We start from the raw sequence: 12,861 nt of genomic DNA on the forward strand, positions 1-12,861 counted from the left end.
TCGACGATGGCGTCGAGCGGCTCGGGCCGAAATTCTATTACCCCAAGTTCCGCAAGTTCCGCTAGCCTCTGGCCGAAGGCAGGACGGTCTTCACACATACCCGTCTTTGCCAGGCCAGAGGCACTAATACTCCTGGTTCCGCCAGTCTACTGAAGAGCGGCTGAAGTAGAACAGCTGGATGCCCGAGTACGAGCGCGGGTGGTTCCCGTCGACGGTCGGCAGCGTCGTGACGCCGAGGTTCTCGACCTCGCCGCTGAGGTTGCCGAGCTCCCACGGCCCGTTGATCGCGAACGGCGCGAGTCCGTCGGCGAACGCGACGATCTGCGACTCGTAGCCGGGGTCGGCCGGCACGTAGTCGGACAGCGTTTCGAGGGCGTCCATGCCCCGCTTACACGCGTCGCTGTCGACGCCGACTTCGAGGTTCCCCTCGTCGAAGATGTTCCCGCCGTACGCCTGGATGAACCCGCTGACGAAGTAGGGGTTCGTCACGGGGTACGAGAGGCCGTACTCCCCGTTCTCCGGGTCGTGGTACTCCTCCATGATCGAGACCATCTCCTCCATGGTCTCCGGCGGCTCGTCGACCATGTCCTCGTTGTAGAACAGCGCGACGGTCTCGGAGGCGAACGGGAGCCCGTAGAGGCCGTCGTTGAACTGCGCCGCCTCCCGCGCCGCCTGCGTGTAGCTGTCGAGCGAGACGTCGACGTGGAGACGGACGGCGCCGGCGCGACGATCCGGAACGAGGAGGCGGGGCTGGACCTCGATCTTTCCGCGGAGTACGTCCGGGGTCACGACCTCCGGAACGGCCGGTACACGCTGGGCATCCGTCCGGAGAACATCGTCTTGGACGAGTCACCGAGCGGCGACGAGAACCTGCGCTCGACCGTCGAGGTCGTCGAGCCGATCGGCTCCGACAACTACGTCCACCTCACCGTGACCGAGGACTTCCTCGCCCGCTCGCCCGCCGACGTGAAGCCGGAGGCCGGCGACGAGGTCGGTGTCTCCTTCGCGGAGGAACACATCCACCTGTTCGACCCCGAGACCGGCGAGGATGTGTTCCTCACCGACGAGGAGATCGCGGCCGCGGTCGCTTGAATAAGGTCGATTTTCGGAGACAGTCCGGACCTGTGAACCGTTCGTTCGTACTTTCCCTGCGCGCTGTGATTTGAGGCCAGTGGAACCTCGACAGACACCGGTAAAGCCCCAGTCGCGAGGCGGGCGCACGCTCGCTGCGCTTCTCAGTCGGTCGCGCTGCTCGCTCCTTGCGGTGTTTGCGTCGCGCGCCTTCGCCCTCGCGACTGACACTTTGACTCACCCCGCACCGCAACCGCACCTCACCCCTCCCCAACCTCGTCGCTGGCACCCTCCGCTTCGCTCCGGGAGCCGGCGACTCCCTCGCGCGTGCCGTCTCGCGGCCGCCGAGGGCGGCCGCTCGCAGGCACGCGCCGCCGCAGTTCATGTATACACAGCGGCACCACGCGAGCGCCTCCCCTCACGCCGTCACCGCCGACAACGGCTTGAAGTGCGCGCTCGTCCGACGGAGCGTACGAATGGAGCCGCCAGACATCGAGCGGTTGGACGAGCGGACCGTCCAGCGGATCGCGGCGGGCGAGGTCGTCGAGCGGCCCGCGAGCGTCGTGAAGGAGCTGGTCGAGAACAGCCTCGACGCGGGCGCGAGCCGCGTCGCCGTCTCGGTCGAGGCGGGCGGGACGGAGGGGATCCGCGTCCGCGACGACGGCGTCGGAATCCCCGAGGACCAACTGGAGGCGGCCGTCGCGGAGCACGCCACCTCGAAGATCGGCGACATCGAGGACCTCGACCGCGGCGTCGCCACGCTCGGCTTCCGCGGCGAGGCGCTGTACACGGTCGGCGCGGTCTCGCGGCTCACCGTCCGTTCGCGCCCCCCGGAGGCCGAGGCCGGCGCGGAGATCACCGTCGCGGGCGGCGACGTGGGCGAGGCCCGCCCGGCGGGCTGTCCCGCGGGAACAACCGTCGAGGTCGACGACCTGTTTTATAACACTCCCGCGCGCGAGAAGTTCCTCAAGCGGACCGCGACCGAGTTCGATCACGTCAACACCGTGGTGACCGGGTACGCGCTGGCGAACCCCGACGTGGCAGTGTCGCTCGAACACGACGGCCGCGAGACGTTCGCGACCGAGGGGAACGGCGACCTCCGCTCGGCCGTCCTCGCCGTCTACGGCCGCGAGGTCGCCGAGTCGATGATCGACGTGGAATGGACGCCGGAGGGAACCGACGCGGGCGACGACTCCGCCGACGCACCGGTCCGGCGGGTGACGGGGCTCGTCTCGCACCCGGAGACGACGCGCTCGACGCGCGACTACCTCTCGACGTACGTCAACGGGCGGTACGTCACCGCGAGCGCGCTGCGCGAGGCGACGTTGGAGGCGTACGGCGGTCAGTTGGCCCCCGACCGCTACCCGTTCGCGGTCCTCTTCGTCGAGGTCCCGGCCGGCGACGTGGACGTGAACGTCCACCCCCGCAAGCTGGAGGTCCGCTTCGACGAGGAGCCTGCGGTCCGGGAAGCGGTCGAGGCGGCCGTCGAGGGGGCGCTGCTCGACCACGGCCTGATCCGGTCGACGGCGCCCCGGGGCCAGTCGGCGCCCGACGAGACGGCGGTCGCCCCCGAGACGCCCGACACCGAGGCCGTGGGCGGCGCGGACACCGAGCACGAGCGCGCCGCCCGCGAGGGGCGCGAGTCCGCGGCAGTCTCCGACTCCGGGACGCCAGGCGACCCCGGAACGTCGGCGAACACTGAAGATCCCGGCCGAACCCCGGACTCGGTGACCGACGCCGACCCGGGTCAGGGCGACGACGACCCCGCGACGCCGACCGAACTGGACCCGTCCGACGACGCGGCGTGGGCCGTCGACGACCTCGGCGAGGGGGAGAGGACCCGGGCCGAACCAACGGCAGAGCCCGCGGGCGAGCCCCGGGACGGCGACGCGAATCACAACGCGAGCGGCGACGATCGACCCAGTCCGCAGAGCCGGCAGAGCGACGGCGCGGAGTGCGAGCCGAGCCGAGGCGAAGCGGCAACCAGCGACGAGACGGCAGTCGGCGACCAAACGAAAGTCGGGGACGAAACGACGGTCGGCGACGGAACGACGGTCGGCGACGGAACGACGGTCGGAGACGAAACGACGGCTGGCGACGAGACAGCGAATGGCAGCGGAGCGGCGGGGGGCGACCGGAGGGGGGCCCGGGCGGACGCGGTTCGGTCGGCACCCCGAACACGGGCACGGACCCGGCAGCGGACGCTGGACGGCGAGGCGACCGAGGCCGAGCGCGAGTTCGACTCGCTGCCTCCGCTGCGGGTGCTCGGTCAGCTTCATGAGACGTACGTCGTCGCCGAGGCGCCGGACGGGCTCGTGCTGATCGACCAGCACGCGGCCGACGAGCGCGTGAACTACGAGCGGCTGAAGGCGACCGTCGCGGACGGCGCGGAGGCGCAGGCCCTCGCGGAGCCGGTCCGGATCGGGTTGACCGCCCGCGAGGCGGCGCTGTTCGAGGAGTTCGTCGACGAACTCACCGAGATCGGATTCCGTGCGGAGCGCGCCGACGAGCGCGAGGTCGCGGTGACGGCGGTCCCGGCCGTCTTCGACGCCGCGCTCGACCCGGACCTCCTGCGAGATTCCCTGTCCGCGCTGGTCGACGACGCTGCCGAGGGCGACGAACCGGTCGTCGGCGCCGTCGACGAGCTGCTCGCCGACCTCGCCTGTTACCCCTCGGTGACGGGGAACACCTCGCTGACCGAGGGCCGGGTCGTCGACCTCCTCGACCGGCTCGACGCCTGCGAGAACCCCTACGCCTGCCCGCACGGGCGTCCGGTCGTGATCCGGATCGACCGCGAGGAGATCGGGTCCCGGTTCGAACGCGACTACCCGGGACACGGCGGCCGGCGCGCGGAGTGAGCCCGGCGGCGCGAGGACCTGGATCGAGGCTCGGCGAGGCGCCCGGATATCAGAACTGATAGTATTGGGGCGCCGTTTAACACGTCGGTTTCCCTGATGGATCACATGCCGATCGCATCGGTGAAAGACAGCTACGGGGTGAAACTTGGCGTCGGATACGTGGCGACGGGGGCGTTCATCGTCGCCGTCGGGCTGGCCACCGACGACGCGAACGCGACGGTCGTCGCGGCCGTCGCCGGTCTCCTGACGCTCGGGTCGATCAACGCGGCCGAGACGATCGCCAGCGTCACCGAGATCGGCGCGCAGACGCGGCGCGTCGCCAACGGGGACATCGACAGGGAAGTACAGTCCACCCGGACCGACGAGTTCGGGGAGCTCGCGGGATCCATCGAGCAGATGCGGGTCTCGCTGAAGGACCGGCTAACGGAGATGGAACGGACCCAAGACGAACTGGAGAGCGCGCGGGCGGAAGCGACCGAGATGGCCGACCGCTACCGGCGGACGGCCGACCGGTACGCCGAGGTGATGGAGGAGGCGGCGACCGGCGACCTCACGCGGCGCGTCGATGTCGACGAGAGCGACGAGAGCCTCGCGACCGTGGGCGAGTCGTTCAACCGGATGATGGACGACCTCCAGGGGACGGTGGAGACGGTCCGCGAGATGGCCGACCGGATCGAGGCCGACGCCGGCGAGATGGCGGAGATGAGCAACGAGGTCGAGCGGCGCGTCGCCGGCGCGACCGAGAGCGCGACGACGATCCGGGGACAGGCGGGCGACCAGCGCGCGGAGCTCGAGTCCATCGCGACCGACATCGAGACCATCAGCGCGTCCGCCGAGGAGATCGCGGCGACCGTCGACGACCTGTCGGACCGAAGCGAGGCGGTCGCGGCGACGAGCGACGACGCCCGCAGCTCCTCCCAGAGCGCGCTGGCCGAGATGGCCGAGGTCGAGGAGGAGGCGGAGCAGGCCGTCGACCGGGTCGAACAGCTTCAGGACGGGATGGACGAGATCACCGAGATCGTCGACATCATCGGCGAGATAGCGGAACAGACCAACATGCTCGCGCTCAACGCCTCGATCGAGGCGGCCCGGGCGGACGGCTCCGGCGACGGCTTCAGCGTCGTCGCCGAGGAGGTGAAGGAGCTCGCCGAGGAGACGCAGTCGCGTGCGAACGAGATTGATACGATGATAGACGACATCGCCGACCAGACCGAGGAAGTGACGGTGTCGATCCGGTCGACACAGGAGCGCGTCCAGACCGGGACCGACACCGTCGAGTCGACGCTCTCCGACATCGAGACGATCGCCGACTCCGTCGACGAGATCAGCGGCTCGCTCGGGGAGATCCGTCGGACGACCGCCGACCAGGCCGACACGGTACAGGACACGGCCGGCTCCGTCGACGAGATCACGGAGCTCAGTACCGAGACCGCGGAGACGGCGGAGCAGACGGCGACGGAGATACAGGAGGGTCAGTCGGTCGTCGAGGACGTGTCCGACTCCCTGCGCGAGTTCCAGACCGACGCCGTGACGACGCTCCAAGACCGGGTCGCGGCGTTCACCGTCGATGAGACGTCCGGCGCCGACGGGCCGGCCACCGGGGGCGGAACGGCGCGCTCGCGAGCGACGACCGACGGAGGTGCGCGATGACGGGCGCGGTCAGCGCCGCGTACTGGATCGCGGCGGTCGCCTTCCTCGTCGGCCTCGGGATCACCGCGGCGCTGTACGCGAAGCTCGGCGAGTCGGAGGACCGCGGTCGCCTGGCCGCGCTGGCGGTGATACCCGGCTTCGCCGGGCTCGCGTATGCCGGAATGGCGCTCGGTATCGGAACCGTGACCGTCAACGGGGCCGAGCTGGTCGGCCTCCGCTACGTCGACTGGATCGTCACCACCCCGCTCCTGGTCGGGTTCATCGGCTACGTCGCCGGCGCGTCCCGCCGCGCGATCGCGGGCGTGATGCTCGCCGACGCGCTGATGATCGCGTTCGGCGCCGGGGCGGTCGTGACGGGCGGGACGCTCAAGTGGGTGCTGTTCGGCGTCTCCTCGATTTTCCACGTCACGCTGTTCGCGTATCTGTACGTGGTGTTCCCGCGGGCCGTTCCCGACGACCCGATGCAGCGGGGGCTGTTCAGCCTGCTGAAGAACCACGTCGGCCTGCTGTGGCTGGCGTACCCGTTCGTCTGGCTGATGGGTCCGGCGGGGATCGGCTTCACCACGGGGGTGGGCGCCGCGCTGACGTACGCCTTCCTCGACGTGTTGGCGAAGGTCCCGTACGTCTACTTCTTCTACGCCCGCCGACAGGCGTTCACCGACGTGGTGTCGGCCGCGACCGCTGACCGCGAGGACGCGACCGACGCGGTCGGCGACGGCGCGCCGACCGCGGCGGACTGAACCGGGCTCGCAGATCCTCGCCGGGGGCGGGTGAGACGGCGAGGCGCGACCTCGACGGCGGCCGACGGTGTCGGGACGGACGGACCCCACCGCGGCCGCGGAGAGGTACGTTTTAGGCGACCGCGGTGGACCCACCGACATGGAACGCGTAGCGATCGTCGGCGCGTCGATGACGCGGTTCGGGCAGCGCGACGCTTGGCTCCGGGAGCTGCTGGCGGAGGCGGGCGCGGCCGCGCTCGACGACGCCGGCGTCGACGGCGGCGACCTCGATCACCTGTACGTCTCGAACATGGCCAGCGGCGAGTTCGAGGGGCAGACCGGCGTCCCGAACGCGCTCGCCCACGACCTCGCCGCCCAGCCGGCGTACACGGCGCGGATCGACCAGACCTCCTCCTCAGGCGGGGCAGGGGTGTACGCGGCGTGGCAGTCGGTCGCCTCGGGCGCGAGCGAGCTCACGATGCTGGTCGGCGGCGAGAAGATGACCCACCGGACGACCGCGGAGGCGACGGACGTGATCGCGTCGCTCACGCATCCGGTGGAGTACAAGCAGGGCGTCACGCTCCCCTCGTTCGCGGGCCTCACGGCGCGGCTCTACCTCGACGAGTACGACGCGCCCCGCGAGAGCCTCGGGAAGGTCGCGGTGAAAAACCACCGGAACGGCGTGGACAACCCTCACGCGCAGTTCCGGAAGGAGGTCGACCTCGACACGGTCCTCGACTCGCCGATCGTCGCGGACCCGCTCCGACTGTACGACTTCTGTCCGATCACGGACGGCTCGGCGGCGCTCGTGTTCTGTCCCGAGTCGGTGGCCGAGGAGTACGCGCCCGACGGCAACTACGCCGTGGTCTCGGGCATCGGCGGGGCGACGGACACCCACGTCGTCCACGAGCGCGCGGACCCGACGACGATGGGCGGCGTCGTCGACTCCTCCGAGGTCGCCTACGAGATGGCCGGGATCGGCCCGGACGACGTCGACGTGGCCGAGCTCCACGACATGTTCACCATACTGGAGTTCCTCCAGAGCGAGGACCTCGGCTTCTTCGAGAAGGGAGAGGGGTGGAAGGCGGTCGACGGCGGCGTCACCGACCGCGACGGCGACCTCCCGATCAACACGTCGGGAGGGCTCAAGTCCAAGGGCCACCCGCTCGGGGCCAGCGGCGTCGCGCAGGTGTACGAGATAGTCAAGCAGGTCACGGGCGACGCCGGACCGCGGCAGGTCGAGGCCGACACGGGGATCGCCTGTAACGTCGGCGGGTTCGGGAACTGCGTGACCACCACGATCTTGGAGGGAAGCCAATGAGCGACCACGAGACGACCGACACCGACGCGGACGGGCAAGGGGACAGCGCCGAACCGACCTTCGAGGCCGCCGAGTACGCCGACGGCACGGTCACGTACCCGCCCCACACCGTGGGCCCGAACGGCGCCGAGCGCGTCGGGACGGTCGACCTCCGCGAGTACGAGGCGCGCGTGGTGACGTGGACGACCTCGACCGCGACGCCCCCGGGCGTCCGCGAGCCGAACACCCTCGCAATCGTCGAGTTCGAGATGGGCGACGACTACGACGGGCCGCCGGTCCGCGCGCTCGGACAGATAGCCGAGCGCGACGAGGCAGGCGGCGTCACAGGCGACGACGGGGACGATAGTGACAACGGCGGCGACCAGTTCAGCGTCGACATCGGCGACCGGATCGAGCCGGTGTACGCCGACGAACTGCGCGAGCCGGGCGCCGGCATCCGCGAGCCCGAGAGCCAGGACTGGGACGGCTTCCGGTTCCGCCCGGTGGAGTAGCCGGACGCGAATCTCACGCGCGGAACCGCGCCGCGTCGGAGTCGGCGAGCGGGCCGAGCCGCGCCTCGTGGACCCCGCCGAGCGTGTACACGTCGGGGCGGTATCGGACCGGCTTGGTCACCCCGTGTTCCTCCCTGAGCCGGCGTCGAACCCGGTCGACGTCCGTTCGATCGAAGTAGTTCGGCGTGAACACGAGCACCGCGTGGTCGGACTCGCCGAACGCCTCGCACCCGGCGGCGGTCGCGACCTTCGCGTCCCAGAACCGCTCGGCCGCGACGTCGTCGACCACCGCCTCCCAGAGGTCGTCGACCGCCTCCGCCGGACGCTCGACGAGCCACTTCCCGCTCAGGTACGTCGTCTCCAGCGCGAGGCGGTCGGCGTCGCGGACGGTCTCGGGGCCGGCCGATAGCGACTCCTTTCCGGCGTCGACCCCCGGTGCGTCCGCCTCGGTCGTCGCGGCCGGCCGCATCACGTCGTGCGCCGGGAAGTAGCCGTCGCGGGCCTGGCGGGGGAACCCCGTCACGTGTTTGACCCGGAGCCAGTGCCACCCGGCCTCGTCGATCGCGGTGGGCGAGCGGTCGGTGACCATGGGGCCGGTTCCGCGTCGCGGGACAAAACGGTCTCGCCGGCGGAGCGGGGCGGAACGGTCACTCCGCGATCGGTCCGCGGCGTTCAGATGTCCCGGTAGTCCCCGAGCCGCGCCCCGTCGAGCAGGTAGGCGTCCGCGGCGGGGAGCGCCGCGGGGAGGTACGGCGCGAGGAACGACTGGCCCTCGACGTTGACCCACGTCCCGCCGGAGCGCTCGTTGAACGCGGGGAAGACGACGAGCTCCGGCGGATCGGCCGGCGGGCCGGGAGCATCACCAGACTCGGAGAACGCCGCGGGGTCGAGGGTCCCGCGGAGCCACGCGCGCTCGACGCGCGACCCGCCGACCGAGTCCTCCAGTCGGACCTGCGGGTGCTCGTGGCCGGTACAGATCACGTCGGCGTCGCGGAGCGCGGGGTCGGACCACGTGTGGCCGTGACAGACCGCGACGCCGGAGGCCGACCCGCGACCGAGCCGCCCGCCCTCGGGGCCGATCACGTCGAGGTCGGCCGCGAACGCCTCCGCGACGCCCGCGTCGTGGTTCCCCTCGACGAGCGTCATCGGGACGCGGTCGGTGACGGCGCGGATCAGGGCCTCCAGCTCCTCCCGTTCGTCGCCGTCGGGTGCGCCGATCCGGTGCGCGAGGTCGCCGAGGACGACGAGCCGGTCGGCGTCGGTCTCGGCGACGAGGTCGCAGAGCCGCTCGCGGCGCTCGTCGGCCCGGGAGTCGAGTTCGACGCCGCGCTCGTAGCGCAGTCCGACCTCGATGCCCGCGTGGACGTCGGCGACGAGCAGCGCGCGCTCCGCGCCGAGGTCGGCCACCGCCGCCGGCTCGCCGACGACCGGCTCGACCCGCGCCATCAGATCGGCTTGAGCAGCCCGTCGCCCGGCTCGTAACACTGCCCGCTCATCAGCGCGTCCTGAATCGCGTCCTCGACCGCGCCCGGTTCGACCCCGTGGTCGTCCGCGACGCGCTCGACGACCGCCTCGCGGGGCGCCCCGTCGCCGTCGTCGAGGTCGTCCATCGCCGCGACCGCCGCGGCTTCGAGGTCGATGTCGTCAGCTGCGTCTCCGTCGGTCTCGGCCTCATCTCCGTCGTCCGTCGCGGCGGCGGTGTCGGGCTCCGGGCTCTCTGCGGCGGCCGAATCGTCCGCGGCCGCCGCGGAGTCGTCGTCGGGCTCTTCGACGATCTCCTCGGGGTCGGGCACGTCGATGTCGGCCTCGCCCGGCTCGTCGACCTCGGTCCCGGTCGCGAAGTCGGTGCCGAACTCGGACTCGATCTCCTCGCGCTCCTCGTCGTCGAGCTGGTACATGTCGTCCCCGTCGGCGTCCGGGTCGGGGGAGGGGCTCGCGCCCTCGTCGCCCCCGGCGTCGAGGTCTCCGATGTCGTCATCGCCGCCCGCGTCGAAGTCACCGATGTCGTCATCGCCGCCCGCGTCGAAGTCACCGATGTCGTCTCCGTCGTCACCGGCGTCGAAGTCGCCGAGGCCGCCGTCGTCGGCCGCGGCACCTTCGTCGGTCGTGATGCTATCGTCGGTCACGGTACTCTCGTCCGTCGGCTCGGTGGAGTCGCCCGCATCGCCGAGCGATCCGGAGTCGGCGGTCGCGGTCGCCTCCGGTTCGGCCGTCTCGCTTTCCGAGGATTCCGCGGATCCGGCGCCCTCCATCTCGGCCGCGTCGTCGAGCAGCGACTCGGCCTCGGCGGTCGATCCGACGGCGGCGGTCGACGAGTCGGTATCCGCGGTCGACGTGGTAGCCTCGGCGGTCGGTTCGGCCTCGCTCTCACCGGTGGCGGGTTCCGGGTCGGAGCCGACGTCCGCGGCCGCGGTCGCGTCGGCCTCGGGCGTCGCCGCCGGCTTCGCGATCGTCACGTCGGTGTCGGGGAGCGGACCGATCGCGGTCGCGTCCCCCTCGTCGGGGGCGACGTCGATCGACCGGACCTCGTCGCGGTCGCCCGCGATCAGCTCGAGCGCGTCGACCGCGAGCCGGCGGACCGCCTCTGCGTATGCCGCGGTCGTGCCGTAGTGGTCGAGCGCCTTCGGGATCCCGGCGGCGAGCGGAGCCGGGGCGCCGCCCGCCTCCAGCGCCGCGCGGAGCTCGTCGCCGCGCAGGTCGGAATCGAGGGCCTGCTCGAACGCCGCGAGGCGGTCGAGCGTCGCCTCGGCGGCGGAGACAACCCAGCGGTCGCGGGTGTCGGCGTCGACCTCGTTGAGGCTCTCCGGGCGGACGGAGGTGAAGACGCGGTCGGAGTCCTCGGGCTCGAAGGTGCGCGCCTTGCCGGTGAGCGCGACGAACGCCGGCGGGTCGGCGCGCTCCAAGAAGGTCTGCGCCTCCGGCTGATACTGGCCGGCGTAGGTGACGAACGCGCCCGACGGGTCGACGACGCGACCGCGCCGCGTCTCGTCGTTCACGCGCTCGACCTCGGTGAGCACGCCGGCGGTGAACAGGCGGTTCACCCGCGCGCCGGTCGGGGTGACGACGTAGTTGGGGGCGCGCTCCTCGTCGCTCTCGGAGTACGACAGCGAGGCGTCGTCGAACTCGGCGGCGAACACCCGGTAGGCGACCTCACGCGTGCCCGGCCCGTCGTCGCTCATTCGCCCACCTCCGCGAGCGCGGCGCGGGCGTGGGCGGCCGGGTCGTCAGCGGCAATCTCGAACTCGGCCGCGTCGAGGGTCGCGCCGTAGTCGTCGACCGAGAGGTTCCCGCGGACGCGGTAGGCGCGCCCGACGAGCGAGTCGGCGATGTCGTCCGCGACGACCTCCTTGTCCATCGCGTCCTTCGCGGCGGCGAGGGCGTCGTCGAGCCCGCCGCCGTACACCTCGGCGGTGAGCTCGTCGTCCAGGACGACGGTCACGGTGTCGGTGCCGTCGTCGAGGATGGCCTTCACCCGTAGGTCGTCCTCGCCGTCCACGTCCCCGTGGCTTCGGCACTGGCCGTTCTGGACGACGCGGCCGCACTCGGGGCAGCGCTCGATGAGCCCGGAGCCGTCGCGGACCTCCAGCACGTTCCCGACGACCTCGACGTCGAACATTCCGCCGGAGCCGACGGCGTCCGCGACAGACAGCCGCGGGGCGTCCTCCGCGACCTCGACGGGGTCGGGGAGCGGCGTCACCGTCGAGAACTCGGTGAGGTTGATCGAGGGGACGCCGCGGAACTCCCGGACGTACACGTCCTCTATCCGGAGGTCGGCGCCGACCTCGATCTCGGAGCGCGGCTGCCAGTCGGTGAAGGGGAGCTTCGCCGTCTCGTCGCCGACGACCCCTTCGAGGATCTCGGTCTCGCCGTCGCGCCCGGAGATGGTCTTCTCGTCGACCTCCAGCACGCGGACCTCCACGTTGCGGCCGCGGTCGCCGGCCGCGATGTCGACGAGGCTGCGGTCGCCGCCCACCTCGCGGTCCACCGAGACCTCCTCGTCGGCGATGGCGACCGTCGTCGAGTCGTTGAGGTTCAGCTCCGGCGCCCCCTCCCACTCGCGGACGCCGGCGTTGCCGATCGTCAGCGAGTCGCCCGGCTCGAAGCCGAAGTCCTGCCACGCGGTGTAGGAGATGACGCCGGTCTCGTCGGCGATTTCGCCCTCCCGGATCGTGAGGTCGTCCCCCTGATACCGGATCGTGCGCGTTCCCTGCGTCAACACGCGAACCGTCACCGTCACGCCGTCGTGGTCGGTGGTGATCTCGCCCACGTCGACGGCGTCGGGCGTCGGCGTCGAGCCGCCGCCCCCGCCGCCGTGCTTCCGGCGGACGCTCTGTTTCGCCTCGTCGATGGGGACGCTGTACTCCAGTAAGTTCTGTAGGTCGGCTTTGACCTCCTCTTTGTCGACGCCGAGGTCGGAGGCGAGCTCCTCGGCATGGCTGTTGACGTCCATCGAAGCGAGGTTCGGCGCGGCCGCACAAAAGGATTCACCACCGGTGAGCGCCGGCGACGGACCGGCCCGCGGCGCCGTCGGGGACGGCCGGTAGGGCTAAACCGTCCCCGGTCGCAACGTGGGGCATGGACGAAATCGACATCGACGCGCGCGTCACCGACGACCGCACGGTGATCGACGTGGCCGGCACGCGAGACGTCGCGGTCGTCGTGCGGTCGGAGGGCGGCGAGCGGATCTACCTTCCCCCCGAGGGGTTCGACGACCCGGTCGGGGGGTCGCCGTACACCTCGCCGTATCAGGG

The 12,861-nt window shown here is 71.4% G+C and carries 10 protein-coding genes and 1 pseudogene; 6 read left to right on the top strand and 5 right to left on the bottom strand.

Going from position 1 to position 12,861, the window contains the following annotated elements:
* Positions 1–144 precede the first annotated feature (144 nt).
* Positions 145–702 (bottom strand): annotated as a pseudogene (locus B9G49_RS13960) (extracellular solute-binding protein); the annotation flags it as partial.
* On the opposite strand from B9G49_RS13960, the gene B9G49_RS17200 reads away from it, so the two are divergent.
* The 6 genes from B9G49_RS17200 to B9G49_RS13990 all read left to right on the top strand — a co-directional run bounded on the left by B9G49_RS17200 (position 703) and on the right by B9G49_RS13990 (position 8,110).
* Positions 703–1,092, top strand: a complete 390-nt coding sequence (locus B9G49_RS17200; protein WP_255376754.1) for a TOBE domain-containing protein — start codon at positions 703–705, stop codon at positions 1,090–1,092.
* Between the two features lie 455 nt (positions 1,093–1,547).
* A complete protein-coding gene (mutL, locus tag B9G49_RS13970) occupies positions 1,548–3,929 on the top strand; it encodes a DNA mismatch repair endonuclease MutL (protein ID WP_086216778.1) in 2,382 nt (793 codons plus the stop codon).
* Between the two features lie 105 nt (positions 3,930–4,034).
* A complete protein-coding gene (locus B9G49_RS13975; RefSeq protein WP_049931314.1) occupies positions 4,035–5,579 on the top strand; it encodes a methyl-accepting chemotaxis protein in 1,545 nt (514 codons plus the stop codon).
* On the top strand, positions 5,576–6,319 hold the full coding sequence (locus B9G49_RS13980; protein WP_086216779.1) for a bacteriorhodopsin: 744 nt from the start codon (positions 5,576–5,578) through the stop codon (positions 6,317–6,319). The genes B9G49_RS13975 and B9G49_RS13980 overlap by 4 nt, the downstream gene beginning before the upstream one ends.
* A gap of 139 nt (positions 6,320–6,458) precedes the next feature.
* The gene (locus B9G49_RS13985; protein ID WP_086216780.1) at positions 6,459–7,619 is read left to right on the top strand and encodes a 3-ketoacyl-CoA thiolase; all 1,161 of its coding nucleotides are present in this window, start codon (positions 6,459–6,461) and stop codon (positions 7,617–7,619) included.
* On the top strand, positions 7,616–8,110 hold the full coding sequence (locus B9G49_RS13990; protein ID WP_086216781.1) for a hypothetical protein: 495 nt from the start codon (positions 7,616–7,618) through the stop codon (positions 8,108–8,110). Before B9G49_RS13985 ends, B9G49_RS13990 begins: the two co-directional genes overlap by 4 nt.
* 13 nt (positions 8,111–8,123) lie before the next feature.
* On the opposite strand, the gene B9G49_RS13995 is transcribed toward B9G49_RS13990, so the two are convergent.
* From B9G49_RS13995 to B9G49_RS14010, 4 genes are all read right to left on the bottom strand, one after another.
* Positions 8,124–8,699 carry a putative phosphothreonine lyase domain-containg protein gene (locus tag B9G49_RS13995; RefSeq protein WP_086216782.1) on the bottom strand — a complete coding sequence of 192 codons (576 nt, stop codon included), beginning with the start codon at positions 8,697–8,699 and terminating at the stop codon, positions 8,124–8,126.
* Positions 8,700–8,782: 83 nt separating this feature from the next.
* Positions 8,783–9,556, bottom strand: coding sequence for a metallophosphoesterase (locus B9G49_RS14000; protein WP_086216783.1), 774 nt, complete (start codon positions 9,554–9,556; stop codon positions 8,783–8,785).
* Positions 9,556–11,289: a hypothetical protein gene (locus tag B9G49_RS14005; RefSeq protein WP_086216784.1), complete on the bottom strand. Its 1,734-nt coding sequence runs from the start codon at positions 11,287–11,289 to the stop codon at positions 9,556–9,558. The genes B9G49_RS14000 and B9G49_RS14005 overlap by 1 nt, the downstream gene beginning before the upstream one ends.
* Positions 11,286–12,560 carry a Single-stranded DNA binding protein gene (locus B9G49_RS14010; RefSeq protein ID WP_086216785.1) on the bottom strand — a complete coding sequence of 425 codons (1,275 nt, stop codon included), beginning with the start codon at positions 12,558–12,560 and terminating at the stop codon, positions 11,286–11,288. Before B9G49_RS14010 ends, B9G49_RS14005 begins: the two co-directional genes overlap by 4 nt.
* Between the last annotated feature and the right edge of the window lie 301 nt (positions 12,561–12,861).

It is taken from the genome of Halorubrum sp. SD683, assembly GCF_002135045.1.
In the GTDB taxonomy this organism is placed as follows: Archaea; Halobacteriota; Halobacteria; order Halobacteriales; family Haloferacaceae; genus Halorubrum; species Halorubrum ezzemoulense.